Origin of the sequence: Polaribacter sp. P097 (assembly GCF_036864555.1) — a bacterium.
Lineage (GTDB): Bacteria > Bacteroidota > Bacteroidia > Flavobacteriales > Flavobacteriaceae > Polaribacter.
Genome location: NZ_JAZETJ010000001.1, coordinates 926,402 through 950,251, shown reverse-complemented (window position 1 = coordinate 950,251; position 23,850 = coordinate 926,402). Strand labels below are relative to the sequence as shown.

Below are 23,850 nucleotides of genomic sequence, written 5' to 3'. Positions count from 1 at the left end.
GTTTAGCCCAGATTGAATGGCCTGTTTGAGCTCTTTTTATTTTTATAAAAAAGCGAGTAATGAAAGCTGGAAATGGCTTCTAAAAACCTAAAACTAGTTGGGCTATTGTAAAATAGATTAAAATACCTAAAATATCATTACTAGTAGTAATAAATGGGCCAGTTGCTAAGGCAGGGTCTACACCTCTTTTTGCTAAAATAATAGGTATAAATGTGCCAATAATTGAGGCAATAATAATTACAGAAATTAATGAAGCTGCAACTGTAATACCTAAGTTTAAAGGAAAACCAAGAAATAGCATTCCTGCAGACATTAATAGTGCTGCCAAAACAAAACCATTTAGTAAACCTTGTAGAATTTCTTTTAACAAACGTTTAAAAAGCGAACCTTTAAGGCTATCATTTGCCAAACCTTGCACAATAATTGCAGAAGATTGTACACCAACATTACCAGCCATTGCTGCAATTAAAGGTGTAAAAAAGAAAAGCTCTGGATATTCATTCATGGCACTATCAAAACTACCTAAAACAGATACTGAAATAAAGCCACCAAAAAGTGCTAAAATTAGCCATGGTAAACGTGCTTTGGTAATTTCCCAAATGCTATCATTTACTTCTACATCTTGAGAAAAACCTGCAGCCATTTGGTAATCTTTGTCTGCTTCATCTCTAATTACATCTACAATATCATCAATGGTAATTCTACCTAACAAAACGTTATTATCATCTACAACTGGTATGGCTTCTAAATCGTATTTGGCCATAATTTTTGCAATTTCCTCATCATCTTCAGAAACATTTACAGCATCTACTTTATGTTTAGAAATTTCAGCAATTTTTTGATCTGATTTTGCAATAATTAAGTCTTTTAAAGAAAGTCTACCAACTAATTTTTCTTCTTTATCTACTACATAAATAGAGTGAACTCTGGTTACTTCTTTGGCTTGCCCACGAATTCTGCGCATACAGCCTGCAACTGTCCAAGTTTCATATACTTTAACTAATTCTTTAGCCATTAAAGCACCTGCAGTATTTTCTTCGTAAGATAAAAGTTCTTTAATATCTGCAGCAAGTACATCATCTTCTAACGCATTAATTACCCTGTTTTGACGCTCAATAGATAACTCTCCAATAATATCTGCAGCATCATCTGAGTCCATCTCACCTACTTCATCCGCAATTTCTTGTGCAGATAAGTTTTGAAGAATTTTTTCACGAATATCTTCATCTAATTCAGTAAGAATTTCTGAGGTTTTTTCGCTATCTAAAAGTTTTATGATGTAAATAGCCTCTTCAAAATTTACCTCATCTAAAACTTCTGCTATATCTGCAAAGTGAACATCAGCAAATAGGGCAGTAATTTCTTTAGATTTATCTAATGCAATTAGATCTGATAGGTTATCTAAGAATTCTTCTGAAATATCAAATGGCATTATTTGCTATTTTTTGCGTGAGTGAAATAAATTCTTGAACAGACAATTGTTCTGGTCTTCTCGCAAATATAGGGTCTTCTTTTAAAGAATCCGAAAGTTTAAAGGATTTTAAGCTAGACCTTAGCATTTTTCTTCTTTGGTTAAAAGCGGTTTTTACGACTCTAAAAAATAGTTTTTCATCTACAGGTAAAGAATAGTCTTTTTTTCTGATTAAACGAATTACACCAGAATCTACCTTTGGTGGTGGATTAAAAACTGTTGGAGGCACAGTAAATAAATATTCTACATCAAAAAAAGCTTGTGTTAGTACAGATAGAATTCCGTAAACTTTAGAACCTTCTTTTTCTGCAATTCTTTGGGCTACTTCTTTTTGAAACATACCCGCAAATTCTGGTACAAATTCTCTATTTTCTATAGCCTTAAAAACAATTTGGGTAGATATATTATAAGGAAAGTTACCAATAATAGCTACCTGCTCTTTATTAAAAAGTGTTTGTAAATCTTTCTTTAAAAAATCGCCTTCTATAATTTGAAAATTATCTGAAGTAGTATTTAAATTTAAATGTTCAATTGGAAAAACGTCTTTTAAATAACTTACAGATTCTCTATCTAACTCTAAAACAGTAGTTTTAGGTTTTTTCTGTAACAAGTATTTGGTTAAAACACCCATTCCTGGCCCAATTTCTAAAACATGGTTATATCCTTCTTCAGTTAGAGCATCTGCAATATCTTTTGCAATACTTTCATCTGTTAAGAAATGTTGGCCAAGGTGTTTTTTTGCTTTTACAGACATAGTTTTAGTTGCTCATTGCTGTTGGATAAAACTCTTTAATTAGTCTTAATTCGGTTCTGAAAGCTAAAATTTTGTCGCCAAATTTTTGCAAAGTTTCTATACGTAAAGCCTCTGCATCATCATTATAATAATCTTCTAAATCATCTTTAGTTTCTGCAGTGTATTGCACAGAGTAAGATTTACCTCCCATTTCTTCTTCAACCATAATCTGGGTGAATTTTGCAGATATAAATTTACCTGTGTTTAAAACATCTAAAATGTGAGTTTCCATCCAAGTTAACCATTCTTCATGAACAGCATCATCTACATTTATAGTTACGTTGTATATGTACATTTTATATTTTTTAAAGGTTATCTCCTCTTAATTTTCTAAACTTTTTTCTTGCCTCTACTAAATAAATGCTAGAAGGATGGTCAAAGATAATTTTTTGATAGAACTCTTTGGCTTTTTCTGCATCATTTAACTGATAATTGTAGGTTTCTGCCATTAAAAAGTAAATATCATCTACTAAAAAACTTTGATTATCTGTTGCAATTATTTTTTCTAAACTGGCAATAGCCTCTAAAAAACTATCTTCTTTAATTAACAGTTTGGCTTGTAAAAAAAGAGCATCATCATAAATTACTTCTCCAGGAACTAAACCATTTACAAATAAATCTTTAGATGAAAATAAATTAGCAATTACCTCTAAACCTTCTTGGTTTTTATTTTGATAAGATAACAATTCTGCTTTTGCCAATTGTTTTAATCCAGAAGGTATAGAATCTACTGGTTCATTGTCGGTAATTTTTAAAAATAAATCTATGGCGTCATTAGCTATAAGTTTGGTTGTAGCGCCTTTTAAAACTTTTAATTGTGCCTTCGCCCAAGTAAAATCGCCCTTAAAATAACTTGTCTGTGCTACTTTAAAGCGTGCTTCTTGTGCTAATTCAGAGCCTTTTAACTGCGTTTGAATCTGTGAGAAATATATAAGTGCTTTGTTAAACTGCCCTCTAAAAACCAACACATCTCCTAATTTTAGTTTGATGTTGCCTTTTTCGAATTTAGAATAAGCATAAGACAAAGCTTCTTCTAAAACTTTAGTGGCTTGTAGAGGTTCGTTTTTAACAAAGGTTAAGTAGTCTGCATATTCTACTTGCAATGCTATTGTTAGTTGATTTTTACCAAGCTCATTAAATAAATTTTGAAATAAATTTTCTGTTTCTGGATTTTTGGTAACAACTGCTATTTTGGCTAGGTATACATTTGAATCTACACGCTCTTCTACTAAAAATGCTTTTTCATTAACAAAATTAAAACAATCTTGAGCTGCTTCATAAGCTCTGTTTTCAAAAGCTATTTTACCCAAATTAAAAATTTGGTCTAAGTTGCCACTATTTCTTTGATACAAGGCTTTCTCTTGTATAAATGCTTTATTGTAATCTTTCTGTTGTGCAAAAAGCCAACTTAAGAGAATGTTCCATTCGTTTTTTGGATTACTAGCAGCTTTTCTTAAAAGTGTTTTTCTAAAAATTTGATTGGTAGTATTTTCGGCATCATCTGTAATATATCTGCTAGCATATCTTTGCACCAAATCTAAATAAGAATTGTTTTTATCTAAAAGGTTTATATACGATTCAAACATTTGTTGATAATTACCTTTTTCTCCATAAATCTGGGCAATTTGAAAGTTATAGTTAACATTCGGATTTTTTTGCATGGCTTTTTCATACGCCAATATTGCATTATCTAAAAGGTTGTAATCTTTAAAAAGCCTACCCATAATGCCTCCATAATTGGCAAATTTTTCTAAAGAGTTTATTGCTTTTTTATAGTTCGCATTTGCCAATTCTTTTAATTGTTGTCTATCAAAATTATAGCCTAATAAAACGTACAAATAACTATGAGTTGCATTTTCTTTAATTCTATTTTTTAATAAATTTTCTGCAACATCAAATTTATCTGTTTCTTGGTAGCAAGAAATTAAGCGTGTTAAATAGGTAGTATTGAATGAACTTTTTTGATAAAGTTTCTCAAAAATTTGAGTTGCTTTTTCGTATTCTCCTTGCCTATAGTAGGTTTCTGCTAAATAAAAGCTGTTTTGATCTTCACTCTGTGCAAAAGACAAACAACTAATTAATAGAAAAAAGGTTAGGAAAATTTGTTTCATACTTTTCAAAGATAATCAACATAAATGTTAATTTTTTACTAAACAAACCTTATTTAGATGAATTGTTTGTAACATTTTGGCACGAATGTTGTCTATATGATAAATAACTAAACTAATAAGATTATGAAAGATCTAACTAACAAATACGAAAACGCAAAATCTAGCTCTATAGAGTTTATGAAAAACGGACAAATAAGTGCTTATTTAAACTCGCTTTTAGAGATGAATAAATACAAGAGATTAATGGTAGCAATTACTGCTAATTAATCATTTCAAAACCAGTATAAGGAATCAAGACTTCCGGAACTTGAATTCCACTTTCTGTTTGATAATTCTCTAAAATTCCAGCTAATACACGTGGTAAAGCCAATGAGCTACCATTTAACGTGTGTGCTAATTCGCTTTTACCTTCTTTGTTCTTAAAACGAAGTTTTAATCTGTTTGCCTGAAAAGTTTCAAAATTAGAGGCAGAACTAATTTCTAACCATCTATCTTGAGCTGTAGAAAACAATTCAAAATCGAAAGTTAAAGCAGAAGTAAAACCTGTATCTCCACCACACAAACGTAAAATTCTGTAAGGTAATTTAAGCTCTCTTAGAATATTTTTAATGTGTTCAACCATTCCATCTAAAGCCTTGTAAGAATTTTCTGGGTGCTCTACTCTTACAATTTCTACTTTATCAAATTGATGCAATCTGTTTAAACCACGAACGTGAGCACCATAACTACCAGCTTCGCGTCTAAAACAAGGTGTATAACCAGTTAAAGCAATAGGAAAATCTGATTCTTGAACCAAATCTCCACGAAACATATTTGTAATTGGTACTTCTGCAGTTGGTATTAAATATAAATCATCTACAGTTGAATGATACATTTGGCCATCTTTATCTGGCAATTGTCCAGTTGCAGTTGCAGAAGCTGTATTAACCAAATGTGGCACTTGCACTTCTTTATAACCAGCAGCTGTATTTTTATCTAAAAAATAATTGATTAAAGCACGTTGTAATCTTGCTCCTTTTCCTTTATAAACAGGAAAACCAGCACCAGAAATTTTAGTACCCAATTCAAAATCAATAATATCATATTTTTTGGCCAACTCCCAATGAGGAAGGGCATGATCTCCTAAATTAGGGATAGTGCCTTCATTAAAAATATTCTCATTGTCTTCTTCTGAAGAGCCTGCTTTTACAGAAGCATGAGGTACATTTGGTATTTGATACAAAAGTTGGTCTAATTCATCAGAAAATTGAGACAGTTTTTCAGACAATTCTTTAGAGCTCTCTTTTAATTGCCCTGTTTTTTCTTTTAAAACATTAGCCTCTTGTGCTTTTCCTGTTTTGTACAAGTTACCAATTTCTTTAGATAGTTTATTAGATTCTGCTAAGGTATTATCAAGCTCAACTTGTGTAGCTCTTCTGTTTTCATCTGCAGTTAAAACTTGTTCAATAAGTGTTTCAGCATCAGCAAAATTACGTTTTGCTAAACCTTCTAAAACTTTGGTTTTATTTTCTCTAATAAACTGTACTTGTAACATTTTTTCGATGTTTTATAAGCCGCAAATATACACGAAGATTAAGACTTTGGCAATCTACTTTTAGAGATTGTTTTTAATGTAATCTCTTGCAATACGTTCGTCTTTTTTAAGTTGATGAATTAGTAAATCTAAAGATTCGAATTTTTGTTCGTCTCTTAAAAAGTATAGCAATTCTATGGTTAAATTTTGATGATATAAATCTTTATTAAAATCAAAGAAATGTACTTCTATGGTTTGATGATTTCCATTAACAGTTGGCCTGTTGCCAATATTCATCATTCCAAAAACCTCTTCTTTATCAATACTAGATTTTACAACATATACCCCAGTTTTCGGAATTAACTTGTAATCCTCCTGAATATCAATATTTGCAGTTGGATACCCAATTTTACCTCCTAATTTTTTGCCATTTACAACATTACCATTTAGCATAAAATTATAACCCAGATAATCGTTGGCCGTTTTTAAATTACCTTCATGCAAGGCACGTCTAATTTTTGTGGAGCTTACAGAAACATCATCAATATCTTGCGCAGGTATCTCTTCTACCTTAAAATCGTATAAATAGCTGTATTCTGTTAATTGAGTTATGTTACCTTCTCTATTTTTACCAAAATGATGATCATACCCAATAATTAGTTTTGATATGTTTAGTTGATTTACCAAAATATCTCTAACAAACTCTAATGCTGTGGTTCTAGAAAAAGCTCTACTAAAGGGATGAATTATCAGGTAATCTAACCCTGTTTTTTCTAATAAATTTGCTCTTTCGTTGATGGTATTTATCAATTCTATAGACGCATCTTTCTGCAAAACCATCCTTGGATGAGGAAAAAACGTCAATAGAACTGATTTTTTTTGCTCTTTTTTTGCTTCAGAAACTAATTTTTCGATAATTTTTTGATGCCCAAAATGTACACCATCAAAAGTACCAATTGTCACAAAAGTTTTCTCTTCTGAAGAAAAGCTAGAAGTTTTTTGAAAAATTTTCAAGAAAATACTGTTTTACGTTACAAATGTACAATATCTAGAAATTAAAAAAAGACTTTTGTATTATCATTTTACACTAATCATATACTAAATAAAACTGCTGATAATTGTTAAAATGATAAATTTAATAATCAATTATTCTGAAATTCAAAAAAAATTGTATTTTGCGTAGAAGTTAACAAACAATTCAAATTATGATAAAAAAGACTTTACTCTTGGTATTTATAGCTTTTGCTAGTTTATCAATGGGTGCACAAACTACTATTACTGGTGTAGTTAAAGATGCTAAAACAGGTGAAACACTTCCTGGTGCAAATATTAAAATTTCGAGAAAAGCGGTTGGTACAAACACCGATTTTGATGGAAAATTTGTTTTAACAACAACTGATGTGCCCCCTTTTACATTAGAAATATCAATGTTAGGGTTTCAAACAGAAGAGGTTCAGATTACAAAAAACAATCAAGAAGTTACTGTAATGCTTAAAGAAAATGAAACTGCTTTAGATGAAATTGTAGTTTCTGCTTCTAGAACACCTGAACGTATTATGGAATCTCCTGTAACCGTAGAAAGAATGGATACTAGAGCAATTAAAAACACCTCTGCTCCTTCTTTTTATGATGGGTTAGAAAATTTGAAAGGTGTTGATATTAATACAAACAGTTTAACGTTTAAATCTGTAAATACTCGTGGTTTTGCAACATTTGCAAATACACGTTTTATGCAGTTGGTAGATGGTATGGACAATTCATCACCAGCCTTAAACTTTGCAATTGGTAACTTATTAGGTATGTCTGAGTTAGACGTAAAAACGGTAGAATTATTACCTGGTGCATCTTCTGCATTATATGGTGCAAACGCATTTAATGGTATTATGTTCATGACTAGTAAAAGTCCTTTTGACGATCAAGGAATTAGCGTTTCTGTTAAAGGAGGTTATACAAGTCAAGAAGCTGCAGGTACTAATGAGTTTTACGACATGAATATTAGAATGGCGTATGCGTTTTCAGATAAATTTGCTGCAAAAGCAACTTTAGCCTATTTAGATGGTACAGAATGGTTTGCTACAGATTACAGAAACAACAGAGAAGGTACTTCTGTTGATGGTGACTATATTGCTGGTACTAGAGAAACTGATCTTAACTACGATGGTTTAAATATTTATGGTGATGAAGTTTCAACAAACATAAATGGTGTTGCACAAACTTTAGAAGGTTTAGGTATTATACCTAATGGTGCTTCTGCTTTAATACCAAGTGTTGATGTAAGTAGAACTGGTTATGAAGAAAGAGATTTAATGACTTACGAAGCTAAAAGTGTAAAGTTTGGTGGTTCTTTAAACTATAGACCTTTTGGTGATGATCGTTTAGAAATTATTTGGAACTCGAAATTTGGTGTTGGTAATACTATTTATCAAGGTACAAACAGATATAACATTCAAGATTTTTACTTAGCTCAACACAAATTAGAGTTTAGAGGTAAAAACTTTTTTGTAAGAGGTTATGTAACTAATGAAGATGCAGGTAATTCTTACGATACTCGTTTTGCAGCAATTAACATTAACAGAGCTTGGAAAGACGATAACACTTGGTTTGGTGAATATGTTGGTGCCTATTTAACAGGTACTTTAGGAGGTTTAAACTCAGATCAATCTCATGCTTTGGCAAGACAAACTGCTGAAACAGGAAGATTTGAGCCAGGAACTCCAGAATTTCAAGCTGCTTTTAACAGAGTAACTTCAGATCCAGATTTAGTAACTGGATCAAAATTCCAAGATCAAACTAAATTATATCATGGAGATGTAAACTACAATTTTCAAGATGTTATAGATTGGGCAGAGTTTCAAGTAGGTGGTTCTTATAGAAGATATTCATTAAATTCTAATGGAAGCATTTTTACAGATTATGATGGGCCAATTGATTATGATGAATATGGTGTGTATACCCAAATGCAGAAAAAGTTTTTAGAAGACGATCGTTTAAAGTTTACAGCTTCTATTCGTTATGATAAAGCTCAAAACTTTGATGGTAATTTCTCACCAAGAGTTTCTTTAGCATATGCAGGTGGTGAAAATAAAAACCAAAACTTTAGAGCATCTTTTCAAACAGGTTTTAGAAACCCAACTACTCAAGATCAATATATTGGTTTAAATGCAGGTAGAGCATACTTAGTAGGTTCTGCACCAGACAATTTAGATAGATATCAAACACAACCATTATTGGTTAGTGGATTTGGACAAGGTATTTTAGGTACAGCAACAACTACTGTTTCAGGTAGAGCAGCATATGAAAACTCTTTTGCAGCATCATCTGTAACTGCAGGTGCACCAGTAGCAGCAAATGTAGATTTAGTAGCTCCAGAAAAAGTAACTGCTTACGAAGTTGGTTATAGAGGTTTAGTAAATGCAGGTTCACAAAGAATTACTGTAGATTTAAGTGCTTACTATAACAGTTATGAAGATTTTATCTCTGGTAAAAATGTAATTACTCCTTTTTACGGAACTGTAGGTGATAATTCATTATCATTAGCAGCATTAGCTAATGGAGATTTTACGGTATTTCAAACTTATACAAACTCTGCAGCAGATATTAGTTCTTATGGTGCTTCAATTGGTTTAAATACAAAAATACTTAACGGTTTCGATTTAGGATTAAATTATACGTATGCAAAGTTTGACTTTGATAGAGATTCAGATCCAGATTTTGAACCAGGATTTAATACACCAGAACATAAAGTAAAAGTTCAATTCGGAAAAACTGATTTATTTGAAAACTTTGGTTTCAATATCAATTTAAGATGGCAAGATGAGTATTTATGGGAATCTACTTTTATGGATGCTACAATCGAAGGAAGAACTGTTTTAGATGCTCAGATCAACTATTCTGTACCAAGCATTAAGTCTATATTTAAATTAGGTGGAGCTAACTTAACAGGTCAAGAATACTTAAGTGCTCCAGGTGTTGGTGCAATAGGTTCTCAGTACTACCTTTCTTGGACAATAAATAACTAATAATAATTAAAATATTTTATGAAAAATTATAAATATATATCACTTTTTTTACTGTCATTAGGGCTTATTTCTTGTGATGTAAATAATGAATTAGATGAAATTCAAGCTGAGCCTGTAGAACAGGTAGAGTTGAATACAAACGGATTAGATTTTTCTTCGTATGTTTCTGTAGGTGCTTCTTTTACAGCAGGTTTTACAGATAATGCCTTATTTATTGCAGCACAAGAAAATTCTTTTCCAAATATCCTAGCAGGTAAATTTGGAACTAATTTTGCACAACCATTAATGAATGATAATATTGGTGGACTTTTATTTGCAGGAAATGTAATTCAAGGACCAAGATTGTTTTTTGATGGTGCAGGTCCAGCTGGTTTGCCAGCTACACCTTCTACAGAGGTTACTTCTGCATTATCAGGTGGCTTTAATAATTACGGTGTTCCAGGCGCAAAAAGTTTTCATTTTGTAGCTTCAGGTTATGGTAATGTTCAAGGTGTGCCAGTTGGTTTGGCTAACCCATATTTTGCAAGAATGGCTTCTAGCGCTTCTGCAACAGTTTTAGGAGACGCTATGGCTCAATCACCAACCTTTTTCACATTATCTGAAATTGGTGGTAATGATGTTTTAGGATACGCTTTATCTGGTGGTACAGGAGTTGATCAAACAGGAAATTTCGACCCAACAACTTATGGTGGTTCAGACATTACAGATCCAAATGTATTTGCACAAGTATTTACAACAATGGTTTCTACCTTAACTTCAGGTGGAGCAAAAGGTGTTGTGGCTAATGTACCCTACATTACAAACTTAGCTCACTTTACAACTGTGCCTCATAATCCAATTCCTTTAGATGCAGGAACAGCTGCTGCAGTAAATGGTGCTTATGCTCCATATAATGCAGGTATACAGCAAGCTTTTGGAGCTTTAGTACAATTAGGTTTAATGACGCAAGAAATGGCTGCAGCTGAAATTGCTAAAAGAACTATTTCATTTTCAGCAGGTTTAAATGCTGTTGTAATTATAGATGAAGATTTAACAGATTTAGAAGCGCTTAATCCTGCCTTTGCTGGTTTAAAGCAATTCAGACAAGCTACTGCAGATGATTTATTAGTATTAACTAGTTCTTCTTTTATTGGTACTTTAGCGGATCCTAACAATCCATTATCAGTAAATGGAGTAGGTGTAGCTTTAGCTGATCAATGGGTAGTTACGCCAGAAGAGCAATTAGCAATTAAAACTGCTACAGATGCATATAATGCTACAATAGAGGCAACAGCTTCAGCAAATCCTAACGTTGCATTAGTAGATTTTAAAGCTGTTTTAGAAGAGGCTTCTATGGGTATTATGTTTGATGATTATACATTAACTACAAGTTTAGTTACAGGAGGTTTAATTAGTTTAGATGGTGTTCATTTAACAGCTAGAGGTTATGCTTTAATGGCTAATAAAATTATGGCTGCTATGGATGCTGATTTTGGAACTAACTTTACTTCTGCTACTGGAGGTTTAGCGGTTGCAGGAGATTATCCTACCAATTATTCACCAGTACTTAGATAGTAGTTTACTACAAAAAAATAAAGGGTTGAAAACGTTGTTTTTCAACCCTTTATTTTTTAATTACAGATATTTTAAAAAAAGTATTTGCAGGGTTAATAAAACTTATTATATTTGCACCTCTCTAATAACAATTTAGAGATTGTTCATTAAAATAAGACTGCGAAAGTAGCTCAGGGGTAGAGCATCACCTTGCCAAGGTGAGGGTCGCGGGTTCAAATCCCGTCTTTCGCTCTAAACTATATAAGATTTCCATGCTGAAGTGGTGGAATTGGTAGACACGCTGGACTTAAAATCCAGTGAGCAGTAATGCTCGTATGGGTTCAAGTCCCATCTTCAGTACAAGAACCGTAACATTTATGTTACGGTTTTTTTGTTTTAATACTTCCCTGTTTCCATATTGTAATAATAACCGGTATTATTAGGAATAAAGTTATTTTTTCATCGCTTTTTTGTTACTCGTCTTATCAATATAAAAATATATTTGTTACTTAATTTTTATTTGATTTGATGAAAATTTTTTATGCCATAGATTCTTTAAGAAGAGTTTCTAAAGGAATAGATGGAGATTTTATTGAAAACATAAGTGGAGGGTTTTTGACATTTAAAAATAAATATGGAAAGGGAAATGCAAAAGCCTTTAAACTATTTACTGGTTTAGAGGTTTTATCCTTTAATATTTTAGATTCTGAAACTATTGTTTTAGAAGATTTATATAAGAATTGTAATTGTTTACATTTTATTTTTTGTACAGAAGGTTTTCTAACACATTATCTTAATAAAGCCGTTGAAAAACAGAATATTCATCGGCTTCAAAATGTAGTCATTGGTAATAATAAGAATAATGCTAGTACTATTGTTATTCCTGCGAATACAAAGGTTAAGTTTACTATTATTACAGTTATGGAGGTCTCTCATTTATCTAACGATTTAAAAAACGGGAGTCAACTTTCTAATTTGCTATCTAACATCATGTCTAATGTTAGCAGCAGAGAGAATTATACGTATTTTGGAGAGATTTCTAGTAAAACAGCCACTTTTGTAGATACAATAATCAATACTAATTTATCTGGTTTATCTAATAGGCTTATCAATGAAGCATCAGTTTACAGAGCATTAGCCTCTCAATATTCTAGTCCTGGGAATAATATAAAGAAGGTAGAAAATAAAAACCCATTATCTAAGAAAGATACTTTGCAGATTATTGAGTTGAGTGATTATATTTCACAAAACTTACATGAAACAATTCCGTTAAAAAAGTTAACCTTAATTAGTGGACTAAATCATAAGAAAATTCAAAAAGGATTTCAGTATTTTTTTGGTGAAACAATGAACAAATTCATCACTAATCTTAGAGTTTTGAAAGCTAAAGAATACTTAGAAGAAACCGATTTTTCTATCTCAGAAATCGTATACAAGGTTGGTTTAAATAGTAGAAGCTATTTTTCTAAGATATTCAAAGAAAAGTATGGTTTAATTCCTAAAGAATATAAAAAGTATCATCACCTTTCAAATCCTACATTTCAACTTTCTTACTATTCAGAAGCAGTAGAAGGCATTACTAAAAAAGATTTAACAGCTGTTTTAGAGGCTTCTAAAAGAAATAATAAGCTACAGGGTATTTCTGGTTGTTTAATTTATTATAAAGCTTCTTTCTATCAAATTTTAGAAGGACCAAAAACTGAAATTTTAAACCTTATTGAAATTATTAAAACAGATAAAAGGAACAAAAATGTGAACGTTATTTTTGAAGGGGTAAAGTCTGGTAGAACTTTTGGTGAATGGAATATGGCTTTAATACAAGATGATTTTAACACTATAGAGAGCAACGATGATTTTGATGTAATACCTATAGAATTTTTACCAATGACGGATATCAAAAACCTGTTAGTTAATAAATATTTATGGGAAAAGGCTAGAAATTACTTAATTATTAATCAAGAAGTAGATAAATAAAACTTTAGTAAAATCTAATTTTAGAAAGCTTAGAATCTCTATAATTAGATGGTGTTACTCCATATCTTTCTTTAAATGTTTTCGATAGATAACTATTGCTTTTTATACCCAATTCATGTGCAATTTCTGCCATAGACATTCTTGTAGTTTCCAATAGAATACGAGCTTGATTTAATCTTTTATTTCTTGTAAAATCGTTAACAGAACACTTATAATAGGTTTGAAAAAGCTTTTGCAATTTACTTTCAGAAACAAAATTACGCCTTGCAATTTCCTCGATAGTTGGTAAATTGTTTAGGTTGTTTACAATAAAATCAGAAATTTCTAAAACAGTATCTACTTCATCAGCAGCTAATTCATCTTCACAATCATCACACTTTCTAGCCATGTATTGCTCTAAAGTATTAGACAATAGAGTGTAGGTAATTCCTTCTTTATATAAAGATCCAATAAAACCTTCTTTAGAATTGGTTATGATTTTTTTTATTTGATCAAACTCTTCTGCACCAAAAGGATATGTATAAAAGAAAGGATTAATTGCTTTAACATCTCTTAAAAGTTCTGTTAAATCATCACCCAAATCAAACTTAAAACTTTTTAATTTGTGTTCAAATAAGGTTCTGTTTAGTTCAATACTAAAAAAGTGAATATTTTTTTCTTTCGGAATTTTAAATGTATGCACCTTTTCTATAGAGCTACCAATTATTGCTCCACTATATTTATTAATACCTTCAAACTCACTTTCGTTATTAAATTTATGATAGAAAGTATCACCTAATTTGAAGATAAATTTTAACGGATTTACCTTATGTTTTTGCATTTTAATAATGAAATCCTCACTTAAATTGTAATCTGTATTTATAATACCTAAACCAGATGCAAATTGAGTAGCTTCTATTTTTCCAGAACCAAATTATTCAGGCACAGATACTTTGGTATTGTTGTGTTCTTCTAAGTAAAGAGCGTGCATGCTCTTTGCCATTTCTTTAACAATTTCTTCTACAAAAAGGTCTTCAACAACTAGTTTTTGAGTCATTTTTAAGGTCTAATTTAAAACGCAATATACGTTTTTCAATATACTTTTTAAACTAGGTGTAAGTTTTAAAAAAATAACCAGATTGCACTTTTACTTTTGTTGATTTCAATATATTTGAAGCTCATAAAATAACTCTCCCTATGAACGATTTTGTTTTGTATTTTAAAATGGGTTTAACCCATGTTTTAGATTTTGCTGCTTACGATCACATTTTATTTTTAATCGTATTGGCTGTTGTTTTTAATTTTAGACAATGGCAAAAAGTATTATGGCTAGTTACATTATTTACTATTGGGCATTCAATTACCTTAGCATTATCAGCATACAAAATAGTTCAATTTCCTATAGATATAATTGAGTTTTTAATACCATTAACCATTTTTATTACAGGGTTTATTAATGTTGTATTTATAAAAAATACAGGAGCAAAAAACGGTTCTTTAAACCTAATATTTGCTTTGTTTTTTGGTCTAATTCATGGTTTAGGTTTCTCTAATTATTTTAAAATGATGATTGGCCAAGAAGAAGACAAATTAATGCCACTTTTAGAATTTGCTTTAGGTATTGAAGCAGCACAAATTATAATTGTTTTAGGTATTTTAATACTAGGTGCTATTTTTCAAGGCCTGTTTAAAGTTTCTAAAAGAGATTGGGTTATGGTAACTTCCTCTATTGTAATAGGTTTTGCTATTCAAATGATGATTGATAGAGTTTTCTGGTAGATTAAAAATTGTCTTATAATTAACGTTCAGTTTCTGTAAATCTCATTATTTTCGTGATATGACAGAAAAGAAACAATTAAAATATGATAAAGCCTATTTAAGAATGGCTTTAGAATGGGGTAAACTGTCTCATTGCAAACGCAAACAAGTAGGTGCCTTAATTGTAAAAGATAGAATGATAATTTCAGATGGATTTAATGGAACTCCTACTGGTTTCGATAATTGCTGTGAAGACGAAAATGGCGCAACAAAATGGGAAGTTTTGCATGCAGAAGCCAATGCTATTTTAAAAGTAGCTTCCTCTACACAATCTGCTAAAAATGCAACCTTATATATTACACTATCACCTTGTACACAATGCAGTAAATTAATTCATCAAGCAGGTATTAAAAGGGTTGTTTATGCAAATGCCTATAAAGATCCTTCAGGCTTAGATTTCTTAAAAAAGGCTGGTGTTTCATTAACCTATTTGCCTTATGAATAGAAATAACTTACCAATATATTTTGCAATTGCTTTGGTTCTTGGAATACTAATTGGCGTATTTTTTGGAGGAGATGCAAAAGATTTATTATCATTTTCTGAAGGAAACAAACAAGAGCAAAAAATAAAAAAACTCATCAATTTCATAGAACAAGACTATGTAGATGATGTAAATACAGATGATTTACTAGATGGTGCTATAACTCAAATGTTGGGCAAATTAGACCCTCATTCTGTGTACATACCAAAAGAAAATTTGCAAGCAGTTACAGAAAGTATGCAAGGTAATTTTGTAGGTATAGGTGTACAGTTTAGAATGATAAAAGATTCTATTACAGTAATTCAACCTATTAAAGGAGGCCCAAGTATAAAAGCTGGTATAAAAGCTGGAGACCGAATTCTAATGGCTAATTCAGACACTTTATTTGGTAAAAATCTTAGAACTGGTTCTGTACCAAAATACTTAAAAGGAAAACCAAATACAGATGTTTCTTTGCAAGTTTATAGAAAAAGCAACGATTCACTTTTCAATGTAAACATCACCAGAGGGAAAGTAAATATTAAAAGTGTAGACTTGGCTTATATGATTAATGATTCTGTGGGGTATATCAAGTTAGATCGTTTTGCAAGAAATACCTACAGCGAATTTAAGACCTCTTTAAACCAGTTAAAAAAGAAAGGCATGACCGATCTTGTTTTAGACCTTAGAGGAAATGGAGGTGGTTTCATAGAAATAGCAAACAGAATAATAGATGAGTTTTTAGAAAGTGATAAACTCATGGTATTTACAAAAGACAATAAAGAACAGGTAGAAAATTTTTATGCAACTTCTATGGGTGCTTTTGAGGATGGTGGTTTATATGTTTTAATAGATGAAAACTCTGCATCAGCCTCAGAAATTGTAGCAGGGGCTTTACAAGATAATGATAAAGGTACCATAATTGGTAGAAGGTCTTTTGGTAAAGGTTTAGTGCAAATAGAAATGGATTTAGGTGATGGTTCTGCAGTTCGTTTAACCACTGCAAGGTACTACACACCAACAGGTAGATCTATACAAAAACCGTATTCTGGCAATGGTAATAAGAGTTATTTTAAAGATTATCAGCAACGAGTTTTAAGTGGAGAATTATTAAGTAAAGACAGTATTAAAGTAGTAGATTCTTTGCAATACAAAACACCAAAAGGTAAAATCGTTTATGGTGGAGGAGGAATTATACCCGATGTTTTTGTAGCAATAGACACAACCTCTAGAATGACTAATTTCTATTTTAATACCATCAATAATTTTGCTTTTGATTATGTAGATGAAAATAGAAAAGAATTAAATGAATGGACTATTGATACTTTTGTGCAAGAATTTGATGCCAATGATGAAATTTATGAAAGTTATTTGTCATCCATAAAAGACAAAGTAACTCCCTCTTTTAGAACAGAACAAACCATAAAACCTTATTTAAAAGCATCTATAGCAAATGTACTTTTTGGCGATGTTGGTTTTTACAGAATTATGCATCAAGATGATAAAATGCTACAAAAAGTCTTGGAGTTGGAAAGTAAAAAGGAATAGCTTTTCTTTGTAAGAATGATTTCTATAACAACATCAAAAAATAAGAAAGTTTACTTTGCTTCAGATCAGCATTTAGGAGCACCAACAGCAGCTTTAAGTTTACCTCGCGAAAAGAAGTTTGTAGCTTGGTTAAATGAAATAAAAGAGAGTGCAGAAGCTATTTTTTTGATGGGTGATTTGTTCGATTTTTGGTTCGAATATAAAACAGTAGTACCAAAAGGGTTTGTGCGTGTATTAGGTAAGCTAGCAGAAATTTCAGATGCTGGTACACCCATTTATTTCTTTGTAGGTAATCATGATTTATGGATGAAAGATTACTTTAAAGAAGAATTAAACATTACTGTTTATCATAAGCCACAAGAATTTTTAATCAATAATAAAAAGTTTTATATTGGTCATGGAGATGGTTTAGGGCCTGGAGATAAAGGGTATAAGCGAATGAAAAAAGTATTTACTTTTCCTTTATTTAAATGGATGTTTCAATGGCTTCATCCAGATTTGGGTGTTAAATTAGGGCAATACATGTCTGTAAAAAACAAAATGATTTCTGGTGATGAAGATGCAAAGTATTTAGGAGATGACAATGAATGGTTAGTGCAGTATTGCAAAAGAAAATTAACTCAAAATCATTACGATTATTTTGTATTTGGGCATAGGCACTTACCTTTAGAAATAAAATTACAAGAAAACAGCAAATACATAAATCTTGGAGATTGGATACAATATTTTACATTTGGCGTTTTCGATTCAGCTACATTTCGTTTAGAAAAATTTAACTGAAAGCCCTATCATTACTAATAAATTGGCCAAAATCTTTAACCTTGTTTTAACAGATAAATTTTGTTAAAATTGTAGTTTTGTTTTTCAGAAAAAATTAATAATCAATTCGTATACTATAATGGACGTAGATGTTAGAGCAATTAACGAGAAAATAGAAAGAGAAAGTGCTTTCATAGACATTCTTACTTTAGAAATGAATAAAGTAATTGTGGGTCAAAAACAAATGATAGAAAGTTTGTTAATTGGTTTGTTAGGTAATGGTCATATTCTTTTAGAAGGTGTGCCTGGTTTAGCAAAAACTTTAGCTATTAATACACTATCTAAAGCTGTACAAGGCTCTTTTAGTAGAGTACAATTTACGCCAGATTTATTACCTGCAGATGTTGTTGGTACCATGATTTATAATATGAAAGAGAATGATTTTTCTATTAAAAAAGGACCAATATTCGCAAATTTTGTGTTAGCAGATGAAATTAACAGAGCACCTGCAAAAGTGCAGTCTGCTTTGTTAGAAGCCATGCAAGAGCGCCAAATTACTATTGGAGACACTACTTTTAAGTTAGATGAACCATTTTTAGTAATGGCAACTCAGAATCCAGTAGAGCAAGAAGGTACTTATCCTTTACCAGAAGCACAAGTAGATAGATTTATGCTAAAGGTGGTTATAGATTATCCAAAAATTCAAGATGAGCAAGTTATTATGCGTCAGAATTTGAGTGGAGGTTTCTCTAAAGTAAACCCTGTAATTTCAGTAGAGCAAATTAACAGAGCAAGAGAAGTTGTGAATGAGGTGTATATGGATGAGAAAATAGAAAAGTACATTTTAGATATCATATTTGCAACACGTTACCCAGAAAAATACAACCTACCAAATTTAAAAGATTTAATAAGTTTTGGAGCTTCTCCAAGAGGTAGTATCAACCTTGCAAAAGCTGCTAAATGTTATGCCTTTATTAAAAGAAGAGGTTATGTAATTCCAGAAGATGTTAGAGCTGTTGTAGGCGATGTTTTACGTCATAGAATAGGTATTACTTACGAAGCAGAAGCAGAAAATGTAACCTCAGTAGAAATCATCAATCAAATTATTAACGAAGTAGAAGTACCTTAGAATTAGCTCTTAGCGTTTAGCAAAAATCAAAAAGCAAAAAGCCAATAGCTTATAAAAATGGATACAAAAGAAATACTTAAGAAAGTTCGTAAAATAGAAATTAAGACAAAACGTTTGTCTAATGATATTTTTGGAGGTGAATATCATTCATCTTTTAAAGGACGAGGTATGACTTTTTCTGAAGTTCGTCAATACCAGTTTGGAGATGATGTTAGAACCATAGATTGGAATGTTACAGCTCGTTATAACGAACCTTATATAAAGGTTTTTGAAGAAGAACGCGAGTTAACCATGCTATTAATGGTAGATGTTTCAGGGTCAGAATTTTTTGGTACAACCAATCAATTTAAAAAAGACACCATTACCGAAATTGCTGCAACACTAGCCTTTTCTGCAACTCAAAACAATGATAAAGTTGGTTTGGTTTTATTTTCCGATGATATAGAGCTATACATTCCTCCTAAAAAAGGAAAAAGTCACGTATTAAGAATCATTAGAGAATTAATTGAGTTTAAGCCAAAAAGTAAAAAAACAAATATCTCTGTAGCCCTAAAATTTTTATCTAGTGTTTTAAAGAAAAGAGCAATTGTATTTATGTTATCAGATTTTATGGATGATGATTACGAAAAAACGGCAAAGATTGCTGCCAAAAAACACGATTTAACAGGCATAAGAGTGTATGACAAACACGATGAAGAAATTCCGAATTTAGGAATGGTACCAATGTTAGATTCAGAAACAGGTACAATACAGTATGTAAATACATCATCTAAAACAACCAGAAATAACTATAAAGCAAACGCTTTAAGATTAACAGATTATTACACCAATACTTTTCAAAGAAGTGGTGCAGGTACTATTAATACTAGGGTTGATGAAAGTTATGTAAAAAAGTTATTAGGATATTTTAAACACAAAGGAAGATAGTTTAGAGCATGAAAAAACACATTTTAAATATTTTTTTATGGATATCTGCCATTGGTTTTTCACAAACCTCAATGGTAAGTGCAGATATAGAAACCTCTAATATTAGAATTGGTGAACAGTTTAGTTACAAAATTGTAATTAATGAAACCGAAAACGTAATTCTGCCTAAGTTAGAACTTCAAGGTTTAGAAGTTATCGATTCTGCTAAGGTTGATACTATTAACAACAAGTTAATTCAAAAGTACATTCTTACAGGTTTCGATAGTGGAGCATATTACATTCCACAGCAACAAATATTCATTAAAAACCAAGCATACTTAACAGATTCTTTATTAATAAATGTAGCTACAGTAGCCATAGACACAACTCAAATAAAGAAATACCCAATTAAATCCATTAAAAAAGAACCTTTTGTTTTTGATGATTTTAAAATATACATCTATCTTTTAATTGCAGCCTTACTAATTATAGGTTTCTGGATTTACTGGTTTGTTATTAGAAAAAGAAAAACGCAAGAAGAAGAGCCAACTTACAGAGCATTGCCACCTTATGAAGAGGCTATGTATAGGCTGAATGAGTTAGATGAAAAATTGCTTTGGCAGAATAACAAAACCAAACAATATTATAGTGAGTTAACAGAAATTATTCGTGGTTATATAGAGCGTGAACTTAAAGTACCTGCTTTAGAAAAAACATCAGATGAAATTATAGAAACCTTAAAAGATTTTCACAATGCTAAAACCATTAGAACATCACAAGCAACAATTCAAAAGTTAAAAGAGCTATTCCAAGAAGCAGATTTAGTAAAGTTTGCAAAATCGAAACCTTTAGCTTTAGAAATTGAAGAAGACAGAAAAGATGCAGAAGCTATTGTTGGCGACTTAAAACCTAAAATTATTAGCAAAGATGATGAATTGGAGTAATTTTGAGTTTCTAAACCCAGAGTTTTTATGGTTGCTAATTCTAATTCCGTTATTAGCATTATGGTACTTTTTTGTACGAAAAAAAGATGCAGCAGTATTAACGGTGCCAAGTATAAAAGGCTTTAAAACCAAAGCCTCTTTCTTAGCGAAGTTAAAGCCAATTTTATATGTATTTAGATTATTGGCCTTAGCAGCAATAATTGTTGCACTTGCAAGACCTAGAAATGTATCTGTAAGCAAAAGAACAAAAACAAATAGAGGTATAGATATTGTTATGGCTATAGATGTTTCTGCAAGTATGTTGGCTAGAGATTTAAAACCAAACAGACTAGAAGCTTTAAAAAAGGTAGCCGTAGATTTTGTAGATAGAAGGCCAAATGATAGAATTGGTATCGTAGTTTATGCAGGAGAAAGTTTTACACAAACACCAATTACTAGCGATAAAACCATTGTAAAAAGAACCATAAATCGTTTGCAATGGGGTCAATTAGAGGGTGGTACTGCAATTGGTATGGGTTTAGGTTCTGGGGTTAATAGATTAAAAGATAGTAAAGCCAAAAGCAAGGTTATTATTTTACTTACAGATGGTGTAAACAATGCAGGGAATATAGACCCTACAACAGCAACAGAATTAGCAAAAGAATTGGGTATTAAAGTTTATACAATTGGTATTGGTACAAATGGAATGGCCGATTTTCCTTGGAGTAAAGACCCAAGAACAGGAATGTTAAACTTTAGAAAGCAACAAGTGCAAATAGATGAAGATTTGCTGAAAAATATTGCAGAAGAAACACAAGGGAAATACTTTAGAGCTACAGACAATACATCATTAAAAGAAATCTATGATGAAATTGATGCTTTAGAAAAAACAAAAATTGAAGAATTCAAATACTATAACTATCAAGAAATGTATAGAGATTTGGTATTCTTGGCCTTAGGTTTATTGATTTTAGAATTTTTATTAAGAAACACATTATTTAAGAGTTTTATTTAAATGTACAGATTAGAAGAACCAATTTATTTTTATGCATTAGCAATCATACCAGTTATGATTGTAATCTATTTGTTGGTTTTATGGTGGAAAAAAAGGACGCAGCGTAAATTCTCGAATGCAGAATTATTACAAAAAATAGCACCAAATTCTTCAGTTTTTAAATCAACATTAAAACTAATTATGTTGTTATTAGGTATTTCTTTTTTAATACTTTCTTTAGTAAACCCAAAAATGGGATCTAAACTAAAAACGGTTAAGAGAGAAGGTGTAGATGTGGTTTTTGCTCTAGACGTTTCTAAAAGTATGTTGGCAGAAGATATTGCACCAAACAGATTAGAAAAGGCAAAACAAATTATATCAAAAATTATCGATAAATTAGGCTCAGATAGAGTGGGTGTTATAATTTATGCAGGTAATTCATATCCGCTTTTACCAATAACAACAGATCATGCAGCTGCAAATATGTTTTTGCAAAATGCAAATCCAGATATGGTTTCTAGCCAAGGAACAGCAATTAATGAAGCTTTAGAACTGGCAAAAACGTATTATAATAACGACGAACAAACCAATCGTTTTTTAGTAATTATTTCTGATGGAGAAGATCATCAAGAAGAAACAAAACAAGTGGCACAAAATTTGTCTAATGATGGTGTAAAGATCTATACTATTGGTGTTGGTACAGAAAAAGGTGGCCCAATTCCTATGCGTTTAAATGGTTCTATGATTGGTTATAAAAAAGACAATCAAGGAGAAACTGTGATAACAAAATTAACGCCAGATGTTTTAGAAGATATTGCAGATGCAGGAAATGGAAGATATGTGAATGGTAACGTTACAGAAACTCCAGTAAATATAATTTCTGAAGTTATTGCTAATGCTCAGAAAAATGAATTTGAAACCAAACAATTCTCTGATTATAAAGACCAATTTCAATGGTTTTTAGGAGCAGGTATTCTATTTTTATTGCTAGATATTTTCTTGTTTGACAAGAAAACAAAATGGTTAAGAAAAGTAGATTTGTTTAATGAAGAAAAGGTTAAAAACAAATAATATGAAAACGTATTTAAAAATAACAATGCTCTTTTTGATGCTGTTTTCTATCAACGAAATAACAGCACAAAAAGATTCTACAGCTTTACAACGTAAAGCCAGAAGTATGGTTAGACAAGGCAATGAATTGTACCAAAACAAGCAATATACAGATGCTTCTGTTGCCTATAAAAAAGCACTAAGTAACAGCTCTTATTATGATAAAGCCAGTTATAATTTAGGTAATGCTTTGTATCAAAGTAAAAACTTTAAAGAAGCTTTACCTCAATATGAATTAACTGCAAAAACAGCAGAAGATAAACTTACTAAAGCACAAGCTTATCACAATATTGGTAATGCACATATGGAAACCAAAAATTATCAAGGTGCTGTAGAGGCTTACAAAAATTCGTTAAGAAACAATCCTACAGATGATGAAACTCGTTATAATTTAGCTGTAGCTCAAAAATTGTTAGACAAAGAAAATCAGCAAAATAAAGACGATAAAAACAAGGATAACAAGGACAAGAAAGATCAAAAAGACCAAGATAAAGATCAAAAAGACGATCAAAATAAAGATCAAGACAAGGACAAGAAAGAGGGTGATGATAAGGATAAGAAAGATGACAAAGATGGTGAAGGAGATAAAGACAAAGACAAGAATCAAGATCCTAAAAAAGACGATAAAAAAGATCAAAATAAAAAGCCTAAACCACAGCAAGGTAAAATGTCTCCACAGCAAATTAAGCAGTTGTTAGAAAGCTTAAATAATGAAGAAAAGAAGACACAAAAGAAAATGAATGCTAAAAAGGCGAAAGGCAAAAAAACAAAACAAGAGAAAGATTGGTAAAACTAGCAATTTAGAAAGA

At 31.1% G+C, this 23,850-nt stretch carries 22 protein-coding genes and 2 tRNA genes; 16 read left to right on the top strand and 8 right to left on the bottom strand.

Annotated features, from left to right (window positions below):
• Positions 1-79 precede the first annotated feature (79 nt).
• The 4 genes from mgtE to V7R38_RS04425 are packed head-to-tail and all read right to left on the bottom strand — an operon-like array spanning position 80 to position 4,375.
• Entirely contained in the window at positions 80-1,432 is a 1,353-nt protein-coding gene (gene mgtE, locus V7R38_RS04440) for a magnesium transporter (RefSeq protein ID WP_334056209.1), read from the bottom strand.
• Positions 1,422-2,225, bottom strand: coding sequence for a 16S rRNA (adenine(1518)-N(6)/adenine(1519)-N(6))-dimethyltransferase RsmA (gene rsmA / locus V7R38_RS04435; RefSeq protein ID WP_334056208.1), 804 nt, complete (start codon positions 2,223-2,225; stop codon positions 1,422-1,424). The genes mgtE and rsmA overlap by 11 nt, the downstream gene beginning before the upstream one ends.
• Positions 2,226-2,229: 4 nt before the next feature.
• Positions 2,230-2,559, bottom strand: coding sequence for a DUF4286 family protein (locus V7R38_RS04430; protein WP_015481533.1), 330 nt, complete (start codon positions 2,557-2,559; stop codon positions 2,230-2,232).
• 10 nt (positions 2,560-2,569) lie between these two features.
• Positions 2,570-4,375: a tetratricopeptide repeat protein gene (locus tag V7R38_RS04425; RefSeq protein WP_334056207.1), complete on the bottom strand. Its 1,806-nt coding sequence runs from the start codon at positions 4,373-4,375 to the stop codon at positions 2,570-2,572.
• A 123-nt stretch (positions 4,376-4,498) separates the two neighbouring features.
• Between V7R38_RS04425 and V7R38_RS04420 the strand changes: the two genes are divergently transcribed.
• On the top strand, positions 4,499-4,642 hold the full coding sequence (locus V7R38_RS04420; protein WP_015481535.1) for a hypothetical protein: 144 nt from the start codon (positions 4,499-4,501) through the stop codon (positions 4,640-4,642).
• Here the strand turns inward: V7R38_RS04420 and serS are convergent.
• Together serS and V7R38_RS04410 are read right to left on the bottom strand one after the other, a co-directional pair.
• Positions 4,635-5,909 carry a serine--tRNA ligase gene (serS, locus tag V7R38_RS04415; RefSeq protein WP_334056206.1) on the bottom strand — a complete coding sequence of 425 codons (1,275 nt, stop codon included), beginning with the start codon at positions 5,907-5,909 and terminating at the stop codon, positions 4,635-4,637. The two genes, V7R38_RS04420 and serS, sit on opposite strands and share 8 nt — an antisense overlap.
• Positions 5,910-5,969: 60 nt before the next feature.
• Positions 5,970-6,902 (bottom strand): bifunctional riboflavin kinase/FAD synthetase, encoded by a 933-nt coding sequence (locus V7R38_RS04410; protein WP_334056205.1) that lies wholly within the window; start codon positions 6,900-6,902, stop codon positions 5,970-5,972.
• A gap of 191 nt (positions 6,903-7,093) precedes the next feature.
• Between V7R38_RS04410 and V7R38_RS04405 the strand changes: the two genes are divergently transcribed.
• The 5 genes from V7R38_RS04405 to V7R38_RS04385 all read left to right on the top strand — a co-directional run bounded on the left by V7R38_RS04405 (position 7,094) and on the right by V7R38_RS04385 (position 13,414).
• Complete coding sequence (locus tag V7R38_RS04405; RefSeq protein ID WP_334056204.1) at positions 7,094-9,907, top strand: TonB-dependent receptor; 2,814 nt, start codon at positions 7,094-7,096, stop codon at positions 9,905-9,907.
• An 18-nt stretch (positions 9,908-9,925) separates the two neighbouring features.
• The gene (locus V7R38_RS04400) at positions 9,926-11,461 is read left to right on the top strand and encodes a G-D-S-L family lipolytic protein (protein ID WP_334056203.1); all 1,536 of its coding nucleotides are present in this window, start codon (positions 9,926-9,928) and stop codon (positions 11,459-11,461) included.
• Positions 11,462-11,620: 159 nt separating this feature from the next.
• Positions 11,621-11,692, top strand: a tRNA-Gly gene (locus V7R38_RS04395).
• A gap of 22 nt (positions 11,693-11,714) precedes the next feature.
• Positions 11,715-11,800: transfer RNA gene (locus V7R38_RS04390), tRNA-Leu, on the top strand.
• A 168-nt stretch (positions 11,801-11,968) separates the two neighbouring features.
• Entirely contained in the window at positions 11,969-13,414 is a 1,446-nt protein-coding gene (locus tag V7R38_RS04385; RefSeq protein ID WP_334056202.1) for a BLUF domain-containing protein, read from the top strand.
• A 4-nt stretch (positions 13,415-13,418) separates the two neighbouring features.
• Here V7R38_RS04385 and V7R38_RS04380 read toward each other — a convergent pair whose 3' ends face one another.
• A complete protein-coding gene (locus V7R38_RS04380; RefSeq protein ID WP_334056201.1) occupies positions 13,419-14,234 on the bottom strand; it encodes a helix-turn-helix transcriptional regulator in 816 nt (271 codons plus the stop codon).
• 93 nt (positions 14,235-14,327) lie between these two features.
• The gene (locus V7R38_RS04375) at positions 14,328-14,450 is read right to left on the bottom strand and encodes a hypothetical protein (protein ID WP_334056200.1); all 123 of its coding nucleotides are present in this window, start codon (positions 14,448-14,450) and stop codon (positions 14,328-14,330) included.
• 140 nt (positions 14,451-14,590) lie between these two features.
• On the opposite strand from V7R38_RS04375, the gene V7R38_RS04370 reads away from it, so the two are divergent.
• From V7R38_RS04370 to V7R38_RS04325, 10 genes are all read left to right on the top strand, one after another.
• The gene (locus V7R38_RS04370) at positions 14,591-15,172 is read left to right on the top strand and encodes a HupE/UreJ family protein (RefSeq protein WP_334056199.1); all 582 of its coding nucleotides are present in this window, start codon (positions 14,591-14,593) and stop codon (positions 15,170-15,172) included.
• A 58-nt stretch (positions 15,173-15,230) separates the two neighbouring features.
• A complete protein-coding gene (locus tag V7R38_RS04365) occupies positions 15,231-15,656 on the top strand; it encodes a deoxycytidylate deaminase (protein ID WP_015481543.1) in 426 nt (141 codons plus the stop codon).
• On the top strand, positions 15,649-17,220 hold the full coding sequence (locus V7R38_RS04360) for a S41 family peptidase (protein WP_334056198.1): 1,572 nt from the start codon (positions 15,649-15,651) through the stop codon (positions 17,218-17,220). The genes V7R38_RS04365 and V7R38_RS04360 overlap by 8 nt, the downstream gene beginning before the upstream one ends.
• A 15-nt stretch (positions 17,221-17,235) precedes the next feature.
• Positions 17,236-18,000 (top strand): UDP-2,3-diacylglucosamine diphosphatase, encoded by a 765-nt coding sequence (locus tag V7R38_RS04355; protein ID WP_334056197.1) that lies wholly within the window; start codon positions 17,236-17,238, stop codon positions 17,998-18,000.
• 118 nt (positions 18,001-18,118) lie between these two features.
• Entirely contained in the window at positions 18,119-19,108 is a 990-nt protein-coding gene (locus tag V7R38_RS04350; RefSeq protein ID WP_015481546.1) for an AAA family ATPase, read from the top strand.
• Between the two features lie 57 nt (positions 19,109-19,165).
• On the top strand, positions 19,166-20,035 hold the full coding sequence (locus V7R38_RS04345; RefSeq protein ID WP_334056196.1) for a DUF58 domain-containing protein: 870 nt from the start codon (positions 19,166-19,168) through the stop codon (positions 20,033-20,035).
• A gap of 8 nt (positions 20,036-20,043) precedes the next feature.
• Positions 20,044-20,958 (top strand): BatD family protein, encoded by a 915-nt coding sequence (locus tag V7R38_RS04340; protein WP_334056195.1) that lies wholly within the window; start codon positions 20,044-20,046, stop codon positions 20,956-20,958.
• A complete protein-coding gene (locus V7R38_RS04335) occupies positions 20,945-21,952 on the top strand; it encodes a vWA domain-containing protein (RefSeq protein ID WP_334057109.1) in 1,008 nt (335 codons plus the stop codon). The genes V7R38_RS04340 and V7R38_RS04335 overlap by 14 nt, the downstream gene beginning before the upstream one ends.
• Positions 21,953-23,002 (top strand): vWA domain-containing protein, encoded by a 1,050-nt coding sequence (locus V7R38_RS04330; protein ID WP_334056194.1) that lies wholly within the window; start codon positions 21,953-21,955, stop codon positions 23,000-23,002. It begins immediately after the preceding gene.
• A gap of 1 nt (position 23,003) precedes the next feature.
• Positions 23,004-23,831 (top strand): tetratricopeptide repeat protein, encoded by an 828-nt coding sequence (locus V7R38_RS04325; protein ID WP_334056193.1) that lies wholly within the window; start codon positions 23,004-23,006, stop codon positions 23,829-23,831.
• The last annotated feature ends 19 nt before the right edge of the window (positions 23,832-23,850 follow it).